This window comes from Vibrio sp. MOR3 (assembly GCF_001557775.1).
Lineage (GTDB): Bacteria > Pseudomonadota > Gammaproteobacteria > Enterobacterales > Vibrionaceae > Vibrio > Vibrio jasicida.
This window is the reverse complement of record NZ_LNRD01000008.1, coordinates 1-21,226: the sequence shown is the minus strand read 5'-3', so window position 1 is coordinate 21,226 and position 21,226 is coordinate 1. Positions and strand designations below refer to the sequence as shown.

Sequence of the window (21,226 nt, the reverse complement as noted above, 5' to 3'; positions counted from 1 at the left end):
CACAAACAAGCAAACTGACTGCACATTAATCGTAGAATGGCTTCGGATCGACTTCTAACGTCGAAGGCGCCACTGCTTTTTCGATAGTGTGGGCGCTGTTTTTCAAATCGACCATTGCCACATCAATATAGCGTTTGTATTTGCGAGAGTAGAAACACTTCACTATCGGTTTCAGAGCTTGAGATTCATTCGATGTCCAGACAATACCGACACGCCCATCACTTAACTGAACAATAGAACCGACTGGGTAAACGCCGATGCAGTTAATAAATTTGTACACCAGTTCAGGATCAAGGTGGAATGGCGTCAAACTCAATAGGATTTTGAACGCCTCTGCCGAACTCATGCCCTTTTTGTAAACACGGTCTGCGGTCAATGCATCATAAATATCGACGATACAGCTCATGCGGCCATGCATTGGGATCTGTTCACCAGATAAACCTAGTGGATAACCGGTACCATCAAGTTTTTCATGATGCATTAAGCATACATCGCGACTCACATCGGCAAGCCCTTTCACACCCACGATAATTTCACCCGCAAACACCTGATGCAACTTCATATGCTCGAATTCTTCAGGTGTGAGTCGTGCTGGCTTATGTAAAACCTCATCATCAACTTTGATTTTACCCACATCATGAATAATCCCGCCGATAGCAAGCTGTTTGAGCGTTTCTTTATCCAAACCTAAATGCTTACCAAAAGATACCAACAAACATGCGACGTTAACGGAATGCTCAAGCAAATATGAATCTTTTTGGCGCAGTGCAGACACACATTGAAGCGCATCAGAATCAATAAATACGCTTTCGATCATGTCATCCGCCCACGATTCAATTTCGTCGACTTCAATGATCTTGCCTTCAAAGGTTTGGTTCAGCAGTTTTTGAGCTAAACCTTTCGCTTCTGCAATCAGTTTTTTGGCTCGCTTGTGCTGGGCTTCTCGGGAACGAAACGCGCGCTGAATTTTCGGTGTGGTAATAACGTCAGATGCCGCTAACGTGACATCATGTTCCTCTTCAACAGGGTTGAACACGCACTCCTGAGCAGAAAGTTTCTGATCAACCCACACAAACTTCACCCCACTGGCTTGCAGCTTTTTAATACCTTGCGAAGTAGAAACGCGTCCGGCATTGGCCAAGTTCACACGTTTATTTTGTTCGATTGCAGTAACGAACATACCGATACCGATATCTGCAATCGAAATTTTTATTGAGTCTTCTGGTTTGTACTGCATATCGCGAAACTTGTTAACATCTATTATTTAGCAAACGCATTATAAGGGATCTGACCATTCATCGTTATAAGAATTCACTATCAATTAAAATTAATGAGTATTAAGTCAATATATGAGACATTCGCCCCCCTAAAAACCACTTTTAATTTATGGACTTAGTCCAATTTATCATCATCTCTTGTCTGATTTTTGATAATTTGGGTGTTGAATCAATAACTCTTTCGTACAAATGGTATTTACTGTTGACTAAGTTTTATAAATGCCGATTATTAGTCGCATTACTCTAATATAATTTCTATTCCACATAAGCGAAGTCAGCTCATTAACATCACAGCTAACCAACCTGAATCGACTTGTTTCGTATGCAGTGTGAAAGGATAACCGCCCAAAATGTCATCAGCGTGTAGCTCGACTTATCTATTTATCTTCAACGCTGCTAGGATTGCGGAGGAAGCATCTTGACCACCAACAAGGTTGATCAAACCATTTCCGAACACGATCGTGAGTTTCTTCAGATCGTAGAGCAACGCTTCATCCACATCTTCGATGTGTTTAGTGAAGGACTCTTTTACATGGATGAGTTCGGCACTATGGCTTTCTATAACCAGCGATTCTATGAGCAATTTGGCATCAATGCGGGCCGTATCAATCTAGATAGATGGTTGGACTTAGTGCACCCTTTAGACAGAGAGCGTCTGTCTAAGCGTGTCGATGCCCATATCAACACCGACAACACTCGTGTCACCACTACCTATCGATTGCGTAAACCCAACGGACAATACGTATGGATTGAAGGTGTTGCGATGACCAAAGAAACCGAGCACGGCCACTATATGGTCGGCAGCCATCGCGATATCTCTGAGCGAAAACTAATGGAAAGCTACATTCATCAAGTGGCCTTTCATGACAACGCTTCCGGTATGGCAAACCGTGCACATCTGCTTCTCAATATCGATGAACTCGTGAAATCAAACCGTAGCCAAGCATCGATTTTTTATATCCAGATAGAAGAAATCAAATCTTACCTCAACCAGTATGGTAGTGAGCTGGTCGATGGCTTAGTCGAGAAACTATTGCAGACACTCAGCCATTTGCCTTCGCCCAACTGCACCGTTTACCGTGTTCATGATGATGATTTCGCTATTTTGGTGCTCGATGAAATACCACTCGAAGATTTGCACACTTATGCACAAACCATCAAACAGAATTATCATGATGCGGTAGTCGAAGAAGGCCAATATTTGGGCAGTAATATCAGTATCGGACTCTACCCTTCTATCGATCCTGAGCACTCAGCTGAAGAAATTGTCCGCAAGGCCGCACGCACCTGTCAATATGCCAGCGAGAAAAACAAAGATCGCATCGCGGTATACAGCCAAAAGACGCAACATGCGGTGGACCGTTACTTCTTTATTGAGCAAGGCTTGAAAAATGCACTTGAAGAGAAAACACTGAGCGTGAAATTTCAGCCGATTGTCCGAGCATCCGATTTACAAGTGGTCAGCTTCGAGTCTCTGGTACGTTGGCGCAGTAAAGAGTTTGGTGAAATCTATCCTGATGAATTTATTCCTGTCGCAGAAAATAAAGGCTTGATAGTCGAGCTGGGGTACCAAGTCTTTGAAAAAGCTTGCAAGTTCATTAAAAGCTATCGTGAACGTTATCAGAACCAAGTGCGTGTGAACGTGAACGTGTCGGTATTACAGCTTCTCAATAGTGAGTTTCCGAGCAAGATAAAAGCAATGGCGGATAAGGCAGGCGTCGAACCCAAAGCGATCGTTCTCGAACTAACAGAAACCTTTATTCTGGATAATAACCAAGCGGCTATCGCCCCCCTCAACACATTAAGTGAACTCGGATTTGCGCTCTCACTCGATGATTTTGGTGCAGGCTACAGTTCTTTGAATTGCTTCTTCGATTTACCGATGACGCAAATCAAGATAGATAAGTTAATGGCATGGAAGACTCTAACAAACCGTTCGTCTCGAGAGTACTTGAAATTCTTGATCAGCATGTGTTTTGAGCAGAACATTGAGGTGGTCATCGAAGGAATTGAAGATGCTAAAATGCGCGATTTTTTTGCTGAGATGGGTGTCGATTACCTGCAAGGCTTCTGGTTTTCTAAACCTTTATCTGTCGCAAGTGCGAGTCGATACACCTTGAGTCAATAATCACTCCAGTTAATCGCGAGAATGCATCCTGAGCTAAACATCCTACTCAGCTCAGGAGCATTCGATTATCTCAAGCGGTCAAACACGACATTCTGATCTAAGTGCTCGTGGTATTCGGTGTAGTCTAAGCCCATATCGAAGATGTACTTTGTCACCAAGTTTCTCACACACTCCACCAATTGCTCTGCCTGCCAAGGTTTTTCAAAGTAACGATCAATGCCCGCAGAATTAATAGCATTAATGGTATCTGTATGTGTCGCTTGCCCGGTTAGCAATACTTTTCGAGTGCGTAGAAAACGACTGTCTTTAGAAATTTCTGTTAACAATTCCACACCAGTTTTACCCGGCATCACATGGTCAGAAATAATAAGCGCAATCATCTCTCCGTCTGCATCTAACTCATCCATCAATTCAAGTACTTCATCGGCAGACTCGCAATCTTCAATGTTGAGCCATTGGCCTAACGACTGTAAGTCTTGCAGAACCGCGCTTAACACCTCTCGCTGGTCATCAACGCAAATTAAATTAAGCTTGTCCATGTTCATCCTCTACCGGTAGTTTAATTCTAAATATGGTTTTTTCGCTGTCGCTTTTCACTGCAATCGAACCGTTATAGCCCGCTACAATTCGCTTCACTATCGACAGCCCTAACCCTAATCCAAACGACAGGCCACCTTTCTTTGTGGTGAAGTTTGGTCGGAAAATCTTTCTACGTGTAACTTCGTCAATCTCAGGACCATTGTTGGTGATAGTCACTAGAATCTTGTTCTTGCTTACACGCGTTTGTATCTCAATCGCTGGTGACTCAGTCTCTCTTAGCGCGTCACAAGCGTTCTTCAAAATGTTGACCCAGATTTGCACTAACTCAGTTTGTGAGCCTACAAACAGAGGTAAATCAGCCGGACTAAAACGCACGCTGACACGTCTTAAATCGCTTTGTAGCAGAGCAAGCGCTTGGTTTATCGAGTCATTAACTCTAAGTCCCTCTTCTTTATCAATGTCGGTACGGCCTAACTGTTTCACTGATTTCACGATGCCAACGGTATGTTTTGAAGCAATACGCAAATCATGCAAATCACGTCCCATCTGCCAGTAACGAATCGCTTCTTCTGGACGCTTTAACCAATGCTCATTGAGATAATCGGTTGGCACAGCGCGAGCTAATTCTCGGGCCAGATCTTTTGGCAAACCATAGAACTTCTCAAAATGGCGCCCTCGCGTTCTTGCTTCACTCGATGAGATTTTCTGCCCTTGCATCAAACCGAAATCGAAGAACTGGCTTGCCTCAGGATGGACCTCTTCGAGCAATCCCATGATCACCGACTCCAAACGCTCTGATTTACTGCTCACCACACCAATGGCATTGTTGAGCTCATGGGCGATGCCTGCTGCAAGTTGGCCAAGTGTCGTCATTTGCTCTGCGGTATGCAGCTTTTGCAATGCCTTCTCTTTACCCAGCGCTTCTTGCATCGCTCGGCGTTGACGGCGAGAAAGCTCGTTGACCATCACCGGCATAAACTGTGCAGTTAAAGGACCATACTTACCTGCTTCTACCGCTGGCGTATTGCGCTCAATCCACGCTAATTCAACGTCCGTTTGTGCAATCACAGTCGAAGAGGCAGTCCACGTTCCAGAGAAGAAACTGTGTACGCCAATAAACGCGCCCTTAGACGCCGCAAACACCTGAGTCTGCTTTTTGCTATCCTCAGAAAAATAACCGGCAAGCTCGCCAGACAGCACGTAGTAGAGTCGCTCGTTGTAGCCGTCTTGCTCAATCAATACCGAGCCTGCCGATACCGTAATGCGACGCTCGATATGATTGAAATAACGCTCCACCAGCGTATCTAATTTACTTTCGTACATGACTTAACCAATGTGTCCAACGGTGTGAAGGATCCACACCATCAAGAAACTGAGCAATACACCTACTACACCTAACACGACACCAACACGCGCCATTTGATTACTTTGCACATGCCCTGTCGCATGAGCCAATGCGTTTGGTGGCGTACTGATTGGCAGAGACATACCAAGCGAAGCTGCAAAGGTCACTACGAGAATCAACGTCACTTCACCACCGAGTGGTGTTAACGATGCCATTGAGGTACCAAGCGCCGCCATGATTGGCATCAGTAAGTTGGCCGTCGCCGTGTGAGACATAAAGTTCGCCATAACCAAACACAAAAACGCAGCGCCAAACAGCACCACATAAGGCGAGAATTCATCAAATGGAATGCTGTGAACCACCAGCCTCGCCAAACCTGTCTTGTCTAGTGCAAGACCCAACGCAATACCGCCAGATACCAACCAAAGCACATCCCAAGAAATCTTCTTCAGATCTTCTTTGTTGATGATGCCCGTCAGTGAAAATACCGCGACCGGAATCAACGCTACCGTGTAAGAGTTCATGCCGTGCGCCGAGCCCATCAACCAGAGCAGAATCGTGCCTGCAAACGTGATATACACAATGATGGCTTTCGGCGTTTTCAAGAATTTACTCTTGATGTTAAGGTCAATTTTGGTCGTCTCAGCTTTGTAGAGAAAATCGATCAAGAACCATGCTAGCGCCATCATCACAATGACAAACGGCACGCCAAATACCATCCATTCACCGAAGGTAATAAGGTTATCACCCACTAGGTATTTCAATGCAATCGCGTTCGGCGGTGTACCTATTGGAGTACCAATACCGCCGATGTTTGCTGCGACTGGGATACACAACGCAAACGCAATGCGCCCTGGATCTTTCGGGCCAAACACCGCGATAACCGGCGTCAAGATGGACAACATCATTGCTGTCGTTGCTGTGTTCGACATGAACATCGAGAAGATTGCAGTAATCAGCATTAAACCCAGCATGACGTATTTCGGGTTTTGTCCGAACGGCTTAAGCAGTACGCGCGCTAAGTTGACGTCCAATCGATACTTGGTGGCCGCCATCGCGAGGAAGAATCCCCCTAAGAACAGCATGATGATTGGGCTAGCAAACGTCGCCATGATGTCACTGTATTGCAGTAACTCACCAAAATGAGGCTCCCCTTCATCAAGCCGAAAGAAAATCAGGCCCTTGTTGGAAACGAGCAACAACTCAAGCACGATGATCACCACAGAGGTGGCGTAAATTGGGATCGGTTCAAATACCCAACAGAGTGCAGCAAGCAAAAATATCGCGATAACGCGCTGCTGAATGATGGTCATACCTTCAAATGGAAACGCTGACAGTGGCATCAGCAAAATGAGCAAAGGGATCACCGTTGGGATGATGTATTTGAGATAAGGGCGCATAGTACTACTTCTCTTCCTGAGATGGTTTGCCGTGAGATAACTGACGTAAGGAGCTGTTTTAACTGACTTCCTTTTTCGCCACTCCGAAGAGAAATTATGCGCGCGCTTTTGAGGAGAAATTCTGGTGTTAGATCAATGAACTCTTATTCACCGCAGAAAACATGCGGTATCTGTGTTCAAGCTCACTAATTGAGCGAGGATTATTTATTGATCACACATCTTTTTTGTCTAACCGCCTTTCCATTACATAGTTGGTTAACGTAGCACCACGGACTTCGATTTGCTGCTCGTTTACAACAATAAAACCCATGTGCTCATAGAAAGGACGAGCGGTAACACTCACTTCTGAGTAGATTCGCGTCAGCCCTTTTGCCTTTGCTTGCTCGAGTACATGGGTCATCAATGCACGCCCTACGCCTTGCCCTTGATATTCATGATGGCAAAAAAAGTGGTCGACTAATCCACTAGGCTGCACATCGCTATAACCAACGATGACACCATCTAGCACAGCGACAAACGGCTGGATAGATACCATCTTCTTTAACCACAGTTGGGAATCAAATCCCTCTTGCGCCCAAGCCTTCACTTGTTGCTCGGTATAATCTCTGCGATTGACGTTTCGGACCGTGTTAAAGAAAAGAGCCCAAAGTTTCGGGGCATCTTCTTCTTGAAAGTCACGAATTATGATCATACGTCCTCCAATAAATCGATCTGCATTAATTGGCCACGTTCACCTGGTTCCCCCACCGGATGCCAGCCATTTTTGTAATAAAAACGTTCACCTGCATCATTACCGGGTATGTAGCGTAATCTCGCGTACGTACAACCACCATCAGCAAAACGTTTTAGCAAGAAGTCTTGTAAATGCTTGCCTAACCCTTTATTTCGAAACTTGGGTAGTAAATAAAGCAGATTAATGTAGCCAAATCTTAACCCTTCATCATCAAGAATTGGATGCCGGCATTCCAGTTGACCAATAATTTCACCATCTTTGCTCACATGAAAGAACCCCGCTTCAGGATCTTCTGCAATAGACGCAAACCAAAAGGCAATTTCTTGGGTATCAAACCCATTTTGATGTCCAAAACTCACCTCATACGCATCTTTGCGAAACGCGATGCATAAATCCAAGTGAAGAGATAAATCGACAGGGAGAAATTCCATTTAAGCTAACCCTTTTATTGCTTAATCATTCGCTATATAGATATTCGTTATTTTATATAACCATAAATTCAAGAATTTTATATTTCAACCGTCGGTCATTTAAAAACATGCTTTTATAGGAGAAGTTATTATGCATGCATCATCTGTTTCCCAAAAACCGACACAATTTGGTTATTACCTTGGCGTATTTGGCGTTGCCCTTGTTCTTATTTGGTTAGGTATTTATAAATTCACTCCAACCGAAGCCAAACTCATTGAACCTTTGGTGGTAAATCACCCTGCCATGTCTTGGCTATATGGCATCATTTCCGTTCAAGCCGTGTCTAATATCATTGGCTTAACCGAAATCATCGTCGCACTCGGCCTATTGGTTGGATTGAAAAAACCAACCGTAGCCTACTGGTCCGGTATCGCTGCAAGCGTTATCTTCCTCGCGACACTGAGCTTCCTAGTTACGACACCAAATACATGGAAAGTTTCCGACGGTGTTTTGATCGCGAACTTTTTCCTTGTAAAAGATATTCTGTTCTTAGCGATTTCAATCAGCGTGGTTGAGCGAAACAAACCAAGTTTGACGCCAGCTATCGCCTAGTTTTAGGAAAAGTATCGAGAGATAGAAAAGAGAAAGCGCCATGACGATATGGCGCTTTTGTTTGCCGTAAAAACGTTTAACTAGACATCATCACAGCTTATTGTCCACCCCAATAGTATCAGTAGAGCCTATTGATGAGTTTCTACATTAAAAACGAAGGCCAGTCAGAAACTGAGCAACAGCGAATAAAGGGACGGACCACGCGATGACGCTTCGATAAGGCAACATATGAACGAGGAGAGACGGATAACGTATCAGTTCCATTATTTGAAGGTGAGTAAGTAAATGCTGCTCTGGGCTTGAAAAACATGCCCAAAATCGCCGGGTAAAAGGGTGAGCACAGATAGCGTGCAAATAGCTGGAACAAATTGACCATATTCCTAGAAAGCCAACGAGCTCAACGAGGAAGAATGCTTCTAGGCTAATAGGTAACACGGTAGGTCCACTTAGCAATACAATGGCAATGAAAAGCCAAATCTTACGGTTCATATACGTTCCTTGTACTGTTCTTCCTTAACTCTTCCAATCCTTGGAGCGCTTTTAACGTCGATGACTCCAGAAGCGGCTTATCGTATTTTCGTCTGATGTTAAGTGCTTCATTAAACAGCGCTTCTGCCTCTTTCAATCGCCCCTGCTCTACATACAACTTGCCCAAATGCTGATAACTAAAGCTCAAATACAGCTCAGAGGCAAACGCTTGGCTTTGTATAAACACGCTCGTCGCCTCATCATAGCCCCCTATATACTGTTTTGATGTTGCGACAACGTGCAAAGCCCAAAATTGATGCTTATGGTCCAAAGCACTTTTCGCGACACGCTCCCCAATAGTTATTGATGCTCGGTAGTTGCCTAGCACTCGTAAGCTGTCAGACAACAAAATTTGTTGCCACTGTAACGCCTCTGAGTGCCTTCGAAACCAAAAGAGAAGACATTTACTCCCGCTTTTACACAATCGAGTAACCGCATCTAAGCTGGGCCTATCTCTTTGAAATTTCCTCATTGCCATTTCGGATTGTGATTTGTGCGTCCTCACTGCTATAAATGACTTTGCTTGGCTTACCATCAACAAAATGCAGCGCGGCATAATCACTGAGGCCGTAGCAGGTCGCATCAAGATGACTATGAGCAAAGCGCTCGAATAGGTCGTGTTTCTCGTCGTTCTCAATAAAGTGAGCAGATGCTAAACCTCGTAAAAGACCGATGCCTTTGATGATGGAGTAAGCCTCTGGATCGCTGTCTGTAATCCCATAATCAAACCAACAAATGGCGCCTGCACTCATCCCACAAAGTATGATGCCGCGGTTGTAACACTCTTTGAGAATGTCGTCGATACACCATTCTTTCCATAGAGCCAGCATAGAACGGGTATTGCCACCGCCAACGTAAATCACATCTTGCTCTAGCAACTTGGTTCGCCAGCCTTTCTCTAACTTGAACAGAGGAAAGTGTGTAAGGTGTTCGCTCAGCTTAGCATTGTGGAAACGGGTGATGACTTCTTCCGAATCTCCGGTGGCGGTAGAGAGATAACAGATTTTGGGGTTATTCTTTCCCACTAGTGACAAAATGTATTGGTCGAGTTGGCTTGGGAGCTCTCCCATCATCCATCCGCCTCCACCCAATACGACACAATGTTTTTCCAAAAGTTGACTTCCTTCTATTTTGGCTCAAACCGATAATGACCGGTTATAGGATAATCAAACAACATATCCTCCAGTACGACACCTCCTCCTATATTGTGAACAATCAAAGGTCGTCGTTTGTCTGTCGATAAGTCATCGGCAACGATACCAATATGAGGGAGGTTCCCAGGGAGCATCCACGTTACAATGTCACCAGGCTTGAAATTATGACCATCATTCGAGATAGGTATTTCTACCCCATGACGTTGAAAGAACATTTGTAAATTTGGAACTCTGCGATGATCAATATTTCTATCAGTACGAGTTAAGCCCCAGATTCGTTTGGATGGATATGCAGAAAAGTTATCTCTCATGTCTTCATGAACAAGGACTTGGAGATCGACACCTAGTTTTCTATAGCTACGAATAATAACATCGGTACACACCCCGATATCAGAAGCAACATCGCCATTCGGGTAGCCAATTTGGTAATAACTTCCATCATAAGTAATGTCGTACTGTGTTCGTTCTTTTGCTGCCTCAGCAAGCGAAATAGGTTGTTCTGCTATAGCTGGCAAGCTAACAAGAACCGCCCACATGACAATGAATTTTCCCATAACAAGTTAAAGTCCTTTTCATCAAAGCCACCCAATACTTCAACACTATTTTATCGGTTACAGAGAGATTGACTTTAGGTTGTTCGATAAGACCAATAAGAATTGCTTTTAAACTGCGTAAACTTCTCGGTAGAGTCAAATTCACCGACGGGCTTTTTATCTAATGTAGGACACGCTTCAAGTTGATTTCATATAATTTGTACGACCAGAATCAAAAAGCTACCCCGAGATTAGCTTTACGCTTTTCGACCACATGAACAACTTTCCCGGTTGTAAACAAGCAACGAAGCTACGAAGAGTGAATTCCTATCACTATGATTTACAAGTTATTTAACTCCCACCAACGACTTGGTTACTTCGCACCACGAATTTATATCAGACCACTTTTCTGTGATTGGGGCTTCTGAATTTCGAATTGTAATCGAATACAATACATATGCACCCCGTGCAATAGAAAAGGAATTATATGAAAACGCTTATTTATGACACGCTTGTCAACCTTGCTAACCAAGAACCGGAACACCACGCGAAAATACGCCAGAACCTTTATGAGCAGTTAGATCTGCCCTTTGATAAGCAGCTTGCTCTGTATGCATGTGCACTCGGTCCTGCAAGCTCTGGTAAACTGGAAAGTCGTCAAGGTATCGACAATGCGGTAGATAGTGCAGTTAGACTATTAGCGACTCCTGAACGTTAATCAACTTTGCACTTTTAACGGCCCTACTCCCCTGGCGGGCCGTTTTTCTTCAAGGAAATAAACTCTCCTCTGTCCTCAACCAGAGATACACTGCCCCATAATCCCAAACGCACTCCCCATCGCGATTGCCCAAGAAATTGACCGTAAAACACCGAAGTTCAATAAATAAAGAACATGGTAAGCGATTCTAAAAACGATATGCGCTAACGCTAAGAGCTGAATCTTCTCATTTACTGCACCTGTCGATATTGCAAGTAGAACAGCAGAGGCAAAAACTATCAAAGATTCAAAAGCGTTCTGATGTGCCGCTAATGCTCTAGCGCCAAATCCTTTCAAGCCAGCTTGCTGCTCGCGAGGGTAATTATTGTTATAGCCGCCCGCTTTATGCATAGCAATTGCCACAGGTATTTTGGCTACATAAGGTAAGAAAGCCGCTACGATTAGACAAAAAATCAAAATATCCATGTTTCATCCTAGTTGGTACCGCGAGAGGTTAATTCTAAAATTATGAGCGATACTTTCACTATAAGCCGGATTACTCATGATTTAGTACCTAATTTGACTGCATTAGTACAAGTCAATTGTAAACTCGTTCCATAAGCTGTTCCTTAGAAGTGGGCTCTCTATGGCAAACGTTTATACCGTAATGAATGGTAAGAGCCTTATCGATTAAGCGTCTTCATCAATAGTCTTAGGATTCGTATTCTTAGCTATTTGTATGAAGGTATATGAAATACCGCATACAAAAAATTTAGTCACCCATAACATCAAAGCGGAAATAATCAGCCCTAAACCAAACTGGATCCCAGATGCTATAGATGAAAATACACCAAAAGCAGCAAATAACGCTACAACAACCGTCAGGAAGACATCTATTTTCTTTAATCTGGACTCAAACTGTTCGACCTTTTTCATTAACACTCCTTGTAAACTTAAAGAACAAAGGTTGAGTACAATCCTACAGTTAATCATATCGTCAATGCAATTTTGAATTTAGTCCAGAAGACACATTGTGAAGCGTTAATGATGTAACATGGACACCATTGAAACAGGAATTACTTAGATTATTAGATGGTACGTATGTGGTTAGATAAATAAATTTTGAATCGTTTACTCTTCAACTTTGACGGCTGTTGCGTTCCAGTACGTAATCAGAACAACCAATACAGCCCAAGGCATTGCGAGCCAAAAATAGTAAGAAGCCTGACCATTTGTTAAGTGGTAATAAGAAACTAAAACAACACTAGCGAATATTGATATGCTATATGCAAACCACAAAGCCACACAAACATCATTATTAAACTTAGAAATTGAAACTCGGCGCTCTGCGCAAACCAAAAAAACCAAACCAAAAGCAATCAATCCACCCAAACCAAGGTGAATAAATAAAAGTGGAACTAAGATCCAAAACGACATATATACGCCCTTGAGTAGCCATACGTTTTGTTAAAGTGAGATCGCCATAATACAACAACCTCTACAAACCACGTTGAGAAAAAAGTAAACGCATGAAAAAATGCGACGCGCTGCGAGTCACTCTCAAATGCTTTGTTAGGCAAATTTACTTAGAGGCTGATAGCACACTCTTTTAAAATTACACCTTTCGCTAAAAGGGTCACTTCTCTAAATTGATTCATTGATCCAAACTGAGAAAAATAAGGTTTTACAAGATTACAAGACCCTCTTACAGATAAAGCCAGCCTTAAAAAAGCGACTGAGTCACTGGGATCCATATTTAACTGCCTTATAGATATTTGAAAAGCCTCTTCGTATTTTCCTTTTTGATAGTATTCGTCATATTGACTAGATAGCAATTGATATTCACTTTCTACTATATTATCAGAGGACGTTACTGGAAAAGAAATCGCAAATACTATGGTATAACTAACATGCCTAAGCCACTTGGTACTTTTGATAAGAATTCTTTCCACTGACCAGGATGGATTGTTGGGCAACCAGCTGAACCTTTCCATGTTGTTTTGTACCCCCAATGTACATGAATATAATTTGCTCTCTTCCCATATTCGGGAAAATTAGGATTTTCGTTCTGTGTTGGAACAAATTTGTTATTGTTAACCACCAAAGCTGGTATACCCTTATGCGTACCATACGTTAGCAAATATGCCCCCCCCCCCCCTTTGACGTATGGATATGCATCAAACCCTTTCAACGAAGCGTCGCTTGGTTTGTATGGGTTCGGAGTTGAGCTACCTTTATAAGTGCCGATAACTTCACCCTTGCTATCTACAATAGTCATCTTTTGCGTGTAAACAGTATCACTAGTGGTTCCTTCTTTATCAAAAATCACCTTCCATCCACTATTCTCCATGCTAATTTCTCATATATTAAACAGAGCTCAATCGTAGAGAAAAGTGCTGTAGAAGTACGAGGCAAACGACTTCTTTGCGATTTATGCACAAAAATTAATACTTCATTGCACGTTTTACGTTTGCTGGTGTACCTCACGAAAAGTAGACAGTACATAACTACATACTTTCGTACTCAACTGGGCTGACATGCCCCAACGCTGAGTGTCTTCTGCGATTGCAAAATACCTCGATGTATTCGAAGATGTCCATTCGGGCTTCTTCGACGGTTTGATAGTCTTCTGCGTATATCAGTTCGACTTTCAGTCGACTGTAGAACGACTCCATCACCGCATTATCCCAACAGTTACCCTGCCGACTCATGCTCGGTACACCTCCATGCTTGCGCATGAAGTCCTGATATTTATATGCTCTGTATTGTACACCACGGTCCGAGTGGATAATGACGCCCTTGGCGGCTTACGTGACTCAAACGCCATTTTTAGGGCATTGATGATGAGCTCGACGGTCATCGTTGTCCCTAGCAACCAACCCACAATGCGCCTTGAATGCAGGTCCATCACTGTCACCAAGAAGAGCCAACGGCTCTTCACCCAGATATACGTGATGTCCGTAACCCACTTCTGATTTGGCGTCTCAGACTCAAAGTCTCTTCGCAGTAAATTGTCGGCACATTCGTCATAGCAGCCACATCCTTGCTATATTTAAACCCTTTGCCATTACGTGCCCTGATACCTTTTTACTCATGATATCAGCCACATAATTCACGCAGCAAGCATAGCTTTCAGTGAACTCGTACTTCACTCTTGCCGCTTCGCGAAGTACGCCGAGACTTTTTAGGAATTTCATTTCATCTTTAAGTCGCTTATTCTCGGCCCTTAGCGCTCGAAGCTCTTCGGACTCTTTCTTCGAGTAATCAACACCGTCTAAAGTGTTAAACTGTTTATCAGATAGGCGTGTGAACTGGCGCTTCCAGTTCCGGATCTGCTGGGCACTGATGCCCAGCTCCTTAGCAACGGAGACAGCCGTTCGGTCAGGAAGACTGGCCAAGCGCACTGCTTCTTTGCGGAACTATTCGGTGTACGCTGGATTACGATGTTTAGCCATAAATCACCTCTCAATTAGACCCTAGATCTAACTTAGTAAAGTGTCTACTAAACGTGGGGGACTCGGTCACATAACGCCCTGCTAAGGGGTGAGCAACGCAATACAAAAGCCGCCGCATACCACCTTAATCACTAAATTCAAATCATAGTAAAAATGCCACGCGTTGCGAATCACTCTTGAGCAATTTGTTATATAAATTCACTCAATTTTACTCTTAATATGCTGAAAATACCCCTCAATTGAAGACCAAAGTAAAACTGATGATACACCTATTAACATTGAAAAAAATGCCAAGAAAAAGCGATTTACACTCTTATGACGTTCAATTCGAAATACAGCCATACGACATTCTTTTAGCTTGTCCGGTTGATTAGTGCAGTCGACCTTCTCGAAAGGAACATTGTATTGCTCTTCTAAGTAAAATTGAGCTTCTTTTGACGATAATGTATTTGCTTCAAGATGAGGATAAATTTGTACCCAACCAGTCAGAAATACGCCGAAAGTTACGATAAATCCTTTAAATAACATCGCATAGTTTTCATATGCATGCTTTTTAATTGCTTCACGGAGTTCCCTTATTTTCATATGACTCTCCTGAATTTACTGGTGTACCCCACAAAAAGTAGACAGTACATAACTACATACTTTCATACTCAACTGGGCTGACATGCCCCAACGCTGAGTGTCTTCTTCTACGATTGTAAAATACCTCAATGTATTCGAAGATGCCCATTCGGGCTTCTTCGACGGTTTGATAGTCTTCTGCGTATATCAGTTCGACTTTCAGTCGACTGTAGAACGACTCCATCACCGCATTATCCCAGCAGTTACCCTGCCGACTCATGCTCGGTACACCTCCATGCTTGCGCATGAAGTCTTGATATTTATATGCTCTGTATTGTACACCACGGTCCGAGTGGATAATGACGCCCTTAGGCGGCTTACGTGACTCAAACGCCATTTTTAGGGCATTGGTGATGAGCTCGATGGTCATCGTTCTCCCTAGCGACCAACCCACAATACGCCTTGAATGCAAGTCCATCACTTTCGCTAAGAAGAGCCAACGACTCTTCACCCAGATATACGTAATGTCCGTAACCCACTTCTGATTTGGTGTCTCAGATACAAAGTCTCTACGCAGTAAGTTGTCAGCAACATTCGTCATCGCAGCCACATCCTTGCTGTATTTAAACCCTTTGCCATTACGTGCCCTGATACCTTTTTCCTTCATAATATCAGCCACATAATTCACGCAGCAGGCATGGCCTGCTTCATTTAGCTCTTCGGCTATTCGCACTGAACCGTAACGTGCCCGATATTGGGCAAAGGTACACATGACGAGCTGTTCAAAGCGCTCTCGCCGCTTTGAACGCTCGCTCGGCGTATGATGACACCACTTGTAGTAACCACCTCGACTCACCTCTAACGTACGACACATTAAGCTAATCGAGTACTCGCCAGTATAGCTTTCAATGAACTCGTACTTCACTCTTGCAGCTTCGCGAAGTACGCCGAGACCTTTTTTAGAAATTCCATTTCATCTTTGAGTCGCTTGTTCTCGCGCATTAGCGCTCGAAGCTCTTCGGACTCTTTCTTCGAATAATCGACACCATCTAAGGTGTTAAACTGTTTATCAGATAGGCGTGTGAACTGGCGCTTCCAGTTCCGGATCTGCTGGGCACTGATGCCCAGTTCCTTGGCAACGGAGACGGCTGTTCGGCCAGGAAGACTGGCCAAGCGGACTGCTTCTTTGCGGAACTCTTCGGTGTACGCTGGATTACGATGTTTAGCCATAAATCACCTCTCAATTAGACCCTAGATCTAACTTAGTAAAGTGTCTACTAAACGTGGGGTACTCGGAAAACTAACGCCTTGTTAAGGTGTGAGGCACGCAATACCTAAGCCGCCGCATAACACCTTAACCACGAAAACCAACGCATAGTAAAAATGCCACGCGTGCCGAATCACTCTTGAACAATTTGTTATGTTTATTCCCCACGAGCAGACACCCTTTCAATGTAAAACCCAAGCCAACCCTGCTTACCACAAGCTTCTACAGTGCCGCCTATATCAATATTATCTCGCATCAGCTTTTTCGTAGGATACCAAAAAGTACGATTCGACTGAGGGGCTTCAATCGTGATATCACTGAGACCAAACATAACTCGCCTACCTTCTGCAACGTTTGAGAGTTTGCCGACATGACAATAGTCTTGCCCTGTCAAAATCGTGGTAATCAATAAAACACGAAAAAAAGGCAAAAGAAGAATTGCTATAATCGGATAAGCAAAAAGCCCAGAGAATATTAACACCTGCCATCGATTGAAACCTGATTTATGGCTAAGTCTATGAGCCATCACTGCCCACACGCTTTTTCCATTCACTTTCCCAAAAATTACAAATGCCAGATAGCAAGCTGAACAAACAGGCAAAAATAGATAAACAATGAAGTCAAAATACGCACCTGACATATCAAATGGCAGTCTAAATACAATGATTGAAATACCAAAATAAATCGCGAAGAAGAGGCTAACATTGTTGATAGCAGACATTTTCATCCTTTAAACATAACGCCGCATTAAGGTGTGAGCAACGCAATACAGAAGCCGCCGCATACCACCTTAAACACCAAACACAACGCATAGTAAAAATGCCACGCGTTGCGAATCCCTCTTAAACAGTTTGTTAGCTGCGTTGTTGAATAAGATCTAAGAAATTAATATCAAAATGCCCTTCTTCATCTCTGACTCGGACTCTTTCGTTAAAAAGAGCATCGTCAATATTTGAATTTTCGGCAAAGATTTCCAAAAACAACGGTTTTATCGTTCTGCTCTGAATTGCAACAGCTAGAGCTTCATGAGCAAGGTTAATAAAAAACTCAGTTTTGTCATCGTCATCACTTTCATCAAGAGACCCCAGCACTTCCCAACCTTCAAAGATATCTCGTAACCTTGAGATATTTGAATTACCCACTTCAAAATCGGAGAGAATTATAAAGGGATTAGGAGAACAATTTGGATGACGCTCAAAATCCATGCCTTCTTTACTCCATACATTCCAATGTAAATCATAGTGCCAAAAAGCTACCGATAATGTCATATGAGAAAAGGACTTTTGATGAGCGTAAAATTTCAGCTCATCCTTACGACTGGTAAGCAATGTCTTTAACGCACTCTTATAGTACTTGATCAATCTTTTTTTATTGGTGAAAAAACGCCAAGCAAAAGGAACATGAGCCTTGAGTTCAAGTTCAGAACAGATATTGGTAGTAAGAACCACTGCACGCGCGATCAAATCAAATACTCCTTAATAGTTTTTATAGAGAAATTACCTCATAGTGTGAGCAGCTAACGCCCTGTTAAGGTGTGAGCAACGCAATACAAGAGCTGCCGCAAACCACCTTAAACACCAAACGCAACGCATAGTAAAAATGCCACGCGCTGCGAATCACTCTTAAACAGATTGTTAACTAGCGCTTTTTTATGCTCATTTTTTGCCAGTTGCTTCTTCGACCTGTAGTAGAAATGATAAACCTTGTGCTTTGGTATAAGAAAAATCATCAATAGTATCAAGAATTGAGTTCGTATCTTCTCCCATTTTTTGAGCTATCGATAAAATATTTTCAGGAGTTGGCATAGCCCACGCTTTTGCTATGTATGGCACCCAATGTAAAAACTTTCCAAATACATTATTCATCAGTTTAGAGTTACTTCTTTCAATTGCTTGCTTTAACTCATAAAGTTGAGGTTCTATTTGACTTTCAACTATAAACTTTGCCTCTCCTTTGAGATCGTCAATTTTCGCGTCTGACTCAAGAGCTCCTCTTAAATCACCAGTAAGTTTTTGCAATGACATACGGAAAGGCAACAAGTTATCTTTCAGTTTACTTCTTATCTCTAAAATTTCATCAGGGGTCGCTTGGCGGCAGTCTGGTATCATGATTTTTACACATTCTTCAGCCAAGACACTTGTTAACAACTTAACATTTTTATGATTTTCAGATAAAAACGGAACTGATATATCAGCTTTGTCGCTAACTAGTATGAAGTCCTTATCCTGAGCTAAGTTTAATGCCGTAGGGACTGTTCTCCATAGGGTTTCATTTTTAACTTCTGGATATTCTTGCTGAAATTTTTCATATTCCAGCAATGTTGGATTATTGCCTGATAAAAGACTTACAAGATCCTGTATAGGAAGTCCACCATTCCACAGTTGCTCGGTCATACTTGACCATAAGTTAGCCATCATATTGGGGTGAAAATAAATAGACTCACCAATTAGACTTTTATATTTATGTATAAATTGATAAAACTGAATTACTTGCCTCGCATCAGTATTAACATCGCCTGCAGCATTTGAAGTTACTTCATCCCCGTGAATGTAAAACTCCCTTTGACTACCATCCTGTGTCATAGAAGTAACAGTCGTATAATCTGGTATATTTTTAAAATATTCGGTGGGATTTTTCGAGTCATCAGCAAAGGTTACAAGATGTAATTCATCATAGATAAATAAGTATGTCATCAACGACTTTTGGCTGAAAATATAGCTATCTGGATAGTATATAGCTGAGTACTTTTTTGTCATAAAACTTCCCAAAATTAAGCTTGCCGTCCAAAATTTATCAAAACATTATACGGTAGTCATTGTGCTAGTTAACGCCTTGCTAAGGTGTGAGTAACGCAATACAAAAGCTACCGCACAGCGCCTTAATCACCATAAGCCACCGTAAAGTAAAAATTCCACGCGTTACGAATCACTCTTAAGCAATTTGTTAGTACATGCGCTACTTCTATTTATGCGCTCCAAGATATTGAAAACTGGCATAATATGAAAGGCTTTGAACACTGAAGTGAGACGGGCAGCTACAAAACTTTACCCCGATTGAAAGACGAAAGTTGGCTAGAAGAAAAACGCACTGAACTGCCCTACTTTCACTGGCTTCAAATTAGAAAAGGATTCGATCCTCGCACTTCGACGGCAATACCAAAGAAAGACAACTCTGACTTCGTAAAAACCACGAAAGAGAAGAAGCGCCAAAGAAATAAGGTAAGAGTTAGACACCGTAAACGGTGAAATCAAAGCAAACACTCCGCATATAGTGCCACCGGAAAGAACGTGAAAGGTACAAACTGAAAGGTGTAAAGACGAGTGCCAAAACAGATAAACACCAAAACTTATGACCTTTGATGTCAACCCGTACTAACGCCTTGTTAAGGTGTGAGGCACGCAATACCGAAGCTCCCGCAACCACCTTAACCACTAAAACCAACGCATGGTAAAAATGCCACGCGTGCCGAATCACTCTTGAAAAATTTGTTAGCTGTTTTTCCCCACGATGAGCTTTAGGTCACTTGCAAATGCCTCCAAACACGTTTGATCCGTGACAAATTCGAACTCTAACAGCTGAGAATTGGCACTATGTTCCGCAAAGGTTCCACTGATAATAACATGACCCAATCTGTTGATTTTAAAGTTAATAAAATGAACTCCGTACTCTTCGGTTAGTGTTACCGTGCCACTTAAGGTTTTAGACATTGAAATAATATCTTCTGCAAACTTAGCAACATTATCGAAGCGTACATTTCCAGAGTATGAGAAACCTCTGGACTTCATCGTTAGATTGCATTTTAAGGAAGTTCGATTTACCAGCTTGCAACTTTGAAGTGTGAGCGACTGTGTATCGTCATGAGTTTTTAGATGCACGACTTCTATATTTTCCATGGAGTCTCCAAACAGCTAACGCCTTGCTAAGGTGTGAGTAACGCAATACAAAAGCTACCGCACGGCGCCTTAATCACCCTAAGCCACCGCAAAGTAAAAATGCCACGCGTTACGAATCACTCTTAAGCAATTTGTTAGTACATGCGCTACTTCTATTTATGCGCTCCAAGATATTGAAAACTGGCATAATATGAAAGGCTTTGAACACTGAAGTGAGACGGGCAGCTACAAAACTTTACCCCGATTGAAAGACGAAAGTTGGCTAGAAGAAAAACGCACTGAACTGCCCTACTTTCACTGGCTTCAAATTAGAAAAGGATTCGATCCTCGCACTTCGACGGCAATACCAAAGAAAGACAACTCTGACTTCGTAAAAACCACGAAAGAGAAGAAGCGCCAAAGAAATAGGGTAAGAGTTAGACACCGTAAACGGTGAAATCAAAGCAAACACTCCGCATATAGTGCCACCGGAAAGATCGTGAAAGGCACTAACTGAAAGGTGTAAAGACGAGCGCCAAAACAGATAAACACCACAACTTATGACCTTTGATGTCAAACCCGTACTAACGCCCTGTTAAGGTGTGAGCAACGCAATACCGAAGCTACCGCATACCACCTTAAACACTAAACGCAACGCATAGTAAAAATGCCACGCGTTGCGAATCACTCTTAAACAGATTGTTATGCGT

The 21,226-nt window shown here is 42.7% G+C and carries 25 protein-coding genes and 2 pseudogenes; 3 read left to right on the top strand and 24 right to left on the bottom strand.

Going from position 1 to position 21,226, the window contains the following annotated elements:
* Positions 1 to 25 precede the first annotated feature (25 nt).
* Positions 26 to 1,237 (bottom strand): HD-GYP domain-containing protein, encoded by a 1,212-nt coding sequence (locus ATB76_RS15910; protein WP_038881843.1) that lies wholly within the window; start codon positions 1,235 to 1,237, stop codon positions 26 to 28.
* 458 nt (positions 1,238 to 1,695) lie between these two features.
* Here ATB76_RS15910 and ATB76_RS15905 point away from each other — a divergent pair, with 458 nt between their 5' ends.
* Positions 1,696 to 3,405 carry an EAL domain-containing protein gene (locus tag ATB76_RS15905; protein ID WP_038872184.1) on the top strand — a complete coding sequence of 570 codons (1,710 nt, stop codon included), beginning with the start codon at positions 1,696 to 1,698 and terminating at the stop codon, positions 3,403 to 3,405.
* Between the two features lie 65 nt (positions 3,406 to 3,470).
* On the opposite strand, the gene ATB76_RS15900 is transcribed toward ATB76_RS15905, so the two are convergent.
* The 5 genes from ATB76_RS15900 to ATB76_RS15880 all read right to left on the bottom strand — a co-directional run bounded on the left by ATB76_RS15900 (position 3,471) and on the right by ATB76_RS15880 (position 7,854).
* A complete protein-coding gene (locus ATB76_RS15900) occupies positions 3,471 to 3,944 on the bottom strand; it encodes a response regulator (protein WP_038872181.1) in 474 nt (157 codons plus the stop codon).
* Positions 3,931 to 5,268, bottom strand: coding sequence for an ATP-binding protein (locus ATB76_RS15895; protein WP_042605821.1), 1,338 nt, complete (start codon positions 5,266 to 5,268; stop codon positions 3,931 to 3,933). The genes ATB76_RS15900 and ATB76_RS15895 overlap by 14 nt, the downstream gene beginning before the upstream one ends.
* 3 nt (positions 5,269 to 5,271) lie before the next feature.
* Positions 5,272 to 6,690, bottom strand: coding sequence for an SLC13 family permease (locus tag ATB76_RS15890; RefSeq protein ID WP_039976698.1), 1,419 nt, complete (start codon positions 6,688 to 6,690; stop codon positions 5,272 to 5,274).
* A gap of 211 nt (positions 6,691 to 6,901) precedes the next feature.
* Complete coding sequence (locus ATB76_RS15885) at positions 6,902 to 7,381, bottom strand: GNAT family N-acetyltransferase (protein ID WP_038881837.1); 480 nt, start codon at positions 7,379 to 7,381, stop codon at positions 6,902 to 6,904.
* Positions 7,378 to 7,854: a GNAT family N-acetyltransferase gene (locus ATB76_RS15880; RefSeq protein ID WP_061035673.1), complete on the bottom strand. Its 477-nt coding sequence runs from the start codon at positions 7,852 to 7,854 to the stop codon at positions 7,378 to 7,380. Before ATB76_RS15880 ends, ATB76_RS15885 begins: the two co-directional genes overlap by 4 nt.
* Positions 7,855 to 7,984: 130 nt before the next feature.
* On the opposite strand from ATB76_RS15880, the gene ATB76_RS15875 reads away from it, so the two are divergent.
* Positions 7,985 to 8,446 (top strand): DUF417 family protein, encoded by a 462-nt coding sequence (locus tag ATB76_RS15875; RefSeq protein WP_042601289.1) that lies wholly within the window; start codon positions 7,985 to 7,987, stop codon positions 8,444 to 8,446.
* A 478-nt stretch (positions 8,447 to 8,924) separates the two neighbouring features.
* Here the strand turns inward: ATB76_RS15875 and ATB76_RS28825 are convergent, their stop codons facing one another.
* The 3 genes from ATB76_RS28825 to ATB76_RS15855 are packed head-to-tail and all read right to left on the bottom strand — an operon-like array spanning position 8,925 to position 10,682.
* The gene (locus ATB76_RS28825) at positions 8,925 to 9,446 is read right to left on the bottom strand and encodes a tetratricopeptide repeat protein (protein ID WP_258070515.1); all 522 of its coding nucleotides are present in this window, start codon (positions 9,444 to 9,446) and stop codon (positions 8,925 to 8,927) included.
* Positions 9,424 to 10,086, bottom strand: a complete 663-nt coding sequence (locus ATB76_RS15860; RefSeq protein ID WP_061035670.1) for a peptidase E — start codon at positions 10,084 to 10,086, stop codon at positions 9,424 to 9,426. Before ATB76_RS15860 ends, ATB76_RS28825 begins: the two co-directional genes overlap by 23 nt.
* A 14-nt stretch (positions 10,087 to 10,100) precedes the next feature.
* Entirely contained in the window at positions 10,101 to 10,682 is a 582-nt protein-coding gene (locus ATB76_RS15855; RefSeq protein WP_045421411.1) for a DUF1287 domain-containing protein, read from the bottom strand.
* 466 nt (positions 10,683 to 11,148) lie between these two features.
* Between ATB76_RS15855 and ATB76_RS15850 the strand changes: the two genes are divergently transcribed.
* Positions 11,149 to 11,379, top strand: coding sequence for a PAS factor family protein (locus ATB76_RS15850; protein WP_038872158.1), 231 nt, complete (start codon positions 11,149 to 11,151; stop codon positions 11,377 to 11,379).
* 75 nt (positions 11,380 to 11,454) lie between these two features.
* Here the strand turns inward: ATB76_RS15850 and ATB76_RS15845 are convergent, their stop codons facing one another.
* The 15 genes and pseudogenes from ATB76_RS15845 to ATB76_RS15785 all read right to left on the bottom strand — a co-directional run bounded on the left by ATB76_RS15845 (position 11,455) and on the right by ATB76_RS15785 (position 20,537).
* Positions 11,455 to 11,844: an MAPEG family protein gene (locus ATB76_RS15845; RefSeq protein ID WP_038881832.1), complete on the bottom strand. Its 390-nt coding sequence runs from the start codon at positions 11,842 to 11,844 to the stop codon at positions 11,455 to 11,457.
* 204 nt (positions 11,845 to 12,048) lie between these two features.
* Entirely contained in the window at positions 12,049 to 12,294 is a 246-nt protein-coding gene (locus ATB76_RS15840) for a hypothetical protein (RefSeq protein ID WP_061035669.1), read from the bottom strand.
* A gap of 195 nt (positions 12,295 to 12,489) precedes the next feature.
* Positions 12,490 to 12,795: a hypothetical protein gene (locus tag ATB76_RS15835; protein WP_038881831.1), complete on the bottom strand. Its 306-nt coding sequence runs from the start codon at positions 12,793 to 12,795 to the stop codon at positions 12,490 to 12,492.
* Positions 12,796 to 12,944: 149 nt separating this feature from the next.
* Entirely contained in the window at positions 12,945 to 13,112 is a 168-nt protein-coding gene (locus ATB76_RS28225) for a hypothetical protein (protein ID WP_179946843.1), read from the bottom strand.
* 140 nt (positions 13,113 to 13,252) lie between these two features.
* On the bottom strand, positions 13,253 to 13,708 hold the full coding sequence (locus tag ATB76_RS15830; protein WP_061035668.1) for a hypothetical protein: 456 nt from the start codon (positions 13,706 to 13,708) through the stop codon (positions 13,253 to 13,255).
* Positions 13,709 to 13,865: 157 nt separating this feature from the next.
* Positions 13,866 to 14,096 (bottom strand): IS3 family transposase, encoded by a 231-nt coding sequence (locus ATB76_RS28220; RefSeq protein WP_179946842.1) that lies wholly within the window; start codon positions 14,094 to 14,096, stop codon positions 13,866 to 13,868.
* A gap of 288 nt (positions 14,097 to 14,384) precedes the next feature.
* Positions 14,385 to 14,765: pseudogene (locus ATB76_RS28210) on the bottom strand (transposase); the annotation flags it as partial.
* A gap of 246 nt (positions 14,766 to 15,011) precedes the next feature.
* A complete protein-coding gene (locus ATB76_RS15815) occupies positions 15,012 to 15,398 on the bottom strand; it encodes a hypothetical protein (protein ID WP_042601283.1) in 387 nt (128 codons plus the stop codon).
* A gap of 52 nt (positions 15,399 to 15,450) precedes the next feature.
* The gene (locus ATB76_RS15810) at positions 15,451 to 16,302 is read right to left on the bottom strand and encodes an IS3 family transposase (RefSeq protein WP_061035666.1); all 852 of its coding nucleotides are present in this window, start codon (positions 16,300 to 16,302) and stop codon (positions 15,451 to 15,453) included.
* Positions 16,299 to 16,607, bottom strand: a complete 309-nt coding sequence (locus tag ATB76_RS15805; protein WP_042601281.1) for a transposase — start codon at positions 16,605 to 16,607, stop codon at positions 16,299 to 16,301. The genes ATB76_RS15810 and ATB76_RS15805 overlap by 4 nt, the downstream gene beginning before the upstream one ends.
* 194 nt (positions 16,608 to 16,801) lie before the next feature.
* Positions 16,802 to 17,365 carry a hypothetical protein gene (locus tag ATB76_RS15800; RefSeq protein ID WP_061035665.1) on the bottom strand — a complete coding sequence of 188 codons (564 nt, stop codon included), beginning with the start codon at positions 17,363 to 17,365 and terminating at the stop codon, positions 16,802 to 16,804.
* A 26-nt stretch (positions 17,366 to 17,391) separates the two neighbouring features.
* Positions 17,392 to 17,521: pseudogene (locus ATB76_RS27325) on the bottom strand (DUF3265 domain-containing protein).
* Positions 17,499 to 18,107 carry a hypothetical protein gene (locus tag ATB76_RS15795; RefSeq protein ID WP_061035664.1) on the bottom strand — a complete coding sequence of 203 codons (609 nt, stop codon included), beginning with the start codon at positions 18,105 to 18,107 and terminating at the stop codon, positions 17,499 to 17,501. Before ATB76_RS15795 ends, ATB76_RS27325 begins: the two are co-directional and overlap by 23 nt.
* Positions 18,108 to 18,299: 192 nt before the next feature.
* Positions 18,300 to 19,400 (bottom strand): hypothetical protein, encoded by a 1,101-nt coding sequence (locus tag ATB76_RS15790; protein ID WP_042603431.1) that lies wholly within the window; start codon positions 19,398 to 19,400, stop codon positions 18,300 to 18,302.
* Positions 19,401 to 20,132: 732 nt separating this feature from the next.
* Positions 20,133 to 20,537 carry a hypothetical protein gene (locus ATB76_RS15785; protein WP_042603429.1) on the bottom strand — a complete coding sequence of 135 codons (405 nt, stop codon included), beginning with the start codon at positions 20,535 to 20,537 and terminating at the stop codon, positions 20,133 to 20,135.
* Between the last annotated feature and the right edge of the window lie 689 nt (positions 20,538 to 21,226).

Bases quoted from the DNA above. Each gene is read 5' to 3' on its own strand.
- ATB76_RS15910 (WP_038881843.1), bottom strand. From the start codon at position 1,237: ATGCAGTACAAACCAGAAGACTCAATAAAAATTTCGATTGCAGATATC.
- ATB76_RS15900 (WP_038872181.1), bottom strand. From the start codon at position 3,944: ATGGACAAGCTTAATTTAATTTGCGTTGATGACCAGCGAGAGGTGTTA.
- ATB76_RS15895 (WP_042605821.1), bottom strand. From the start codon at position 5,268: ATGTACGAAAGTAAATTAGATACGCTGGTGGAGCGTTATTTCAATCAT.
- ATB76_RS15890 (WP_039976698.1), bottom strand. From the start codon at position 6,690: ATGCGCCCTTATCTCAAATACATCATCCCAACGGTGATCCCTTTGCTC.
- ATB76_RS15885 (WP_038881837.1), bottom strand. From the start codon at position 7,381: ATGATCATAATTCGTGACTTTCAAGAAGAAGATGCCCCGAAACTTTGG.
- ATB76_RS15880 (WP_061035673.1), bottom strand. From the start codon at position 7,854: ATGGAATTTCTCCCTGTCGATTTATCTCTTCACTTGGATTTATGCATC.
- ATB76_RS15875 (WP_042601289.1), top strand. From the start codon at position 7,985: ATGCATGCATCATCTGTTTCCCAAAAACCGACACAATTTGGTTATTAC.
- ATB76_RS28825 (WP_258070515.1), bottom strand. From the start codon at position 9,446: ATGAGGAAATTTCAAAGAGATAGGCCCAGCTTAGATGCGGTTACTCGA.
- ATB76_RS15855 (WP_045421411.1), bottom strand. From the start codon at position 10,682: ATGGGAAAATTCATTGTCATGTGGGCGGTTCTTGTTAGCTTGCCAGCT.
- ATB76_RS15850 (WP_038872158.1), top strand. From the start codon at position 11,149: ATGAAAACGCTTATTTATGACACGCTTGTCAACCTTGCTAACCAAGAA.
- ATB76_RS15845 (WP_038881832.1), bottom strand. From the start codon at position 11,844: ATGGATATTTTGATTTTTTGTCTAATCGTAGCGGCTTTCTTACCTTAT.
- ATB76_RS15840 (WP_061035669.1), bottom strand. From the start codon at position 12,294: ATGAAAAAGGTCGAACAGTTTGAGTCCAGATTAAAGAAAATAGATGTC.
- ATB76_RS15835 (WP_038881831.1), bottom strand. From the start codon at position 12,795: ATGTCGTTTTGGATCTTAGTTCCACTTTTATTTATTCACCTTGGTTTG.
- ATB76_RS28225 (WP_179946843.1), bottom strand. From the start codon at position 13,112: ATGGATCCCAGTGACTCAGTCGCTTTTTTAAGGCTGGCTTTATCTGTA.
- ATB76_RS15830 (WP_061035668.1), bottom strand. From the start codon at position 13,708: ATGGAGAATAGTGGATGGAAGGTGATTTTTGATAAAGAAGGAACCACT.
- ATB76_RS28220 (WP_179946842.1), bottom strand. From the start codon at position 14,096: ATGCGCAAGCATGGAGGTGTACCGAGCATGAGTCGGCAGGGTAACTGT.
- ATB76_RS15815 (WP_042601283.1), bottom strand. From the start codon at position 15,398: ATGAAAATAAGGGAACTCCGTGAAGCAATTAAAAAGCATGCATATGAA.
- ATB76_RS15805 (WP_042601281.1), bottom strand. From the start codon at position 16,607: ATGGCTAAACATCGTAATCCAGCGTACACCGAAGAGTTCCGCAAAGAA.
- ATB76_RS15800 (WP_061035665.1), bottom strand. From the start codon at position 17,365: ATGTCTGCTATCAACAATGTTAGCCTCTTCTTCGCGATTTATTTTGGT.
- ATB76_RS15790 (WP_042603431.1), bottom strand. From the start codon at position 19,400: ATGACAAAAAAGTACTCAGCTATATACTATCCAGATAGCTATATTTTC.
- ATB76_RS15785 (WP_042603429.1), bottom strand. From the start codon at position 20,537: ATGGAAAATATAGAAGTCGTGCATCTAAAAACTCATGACGATACACAG.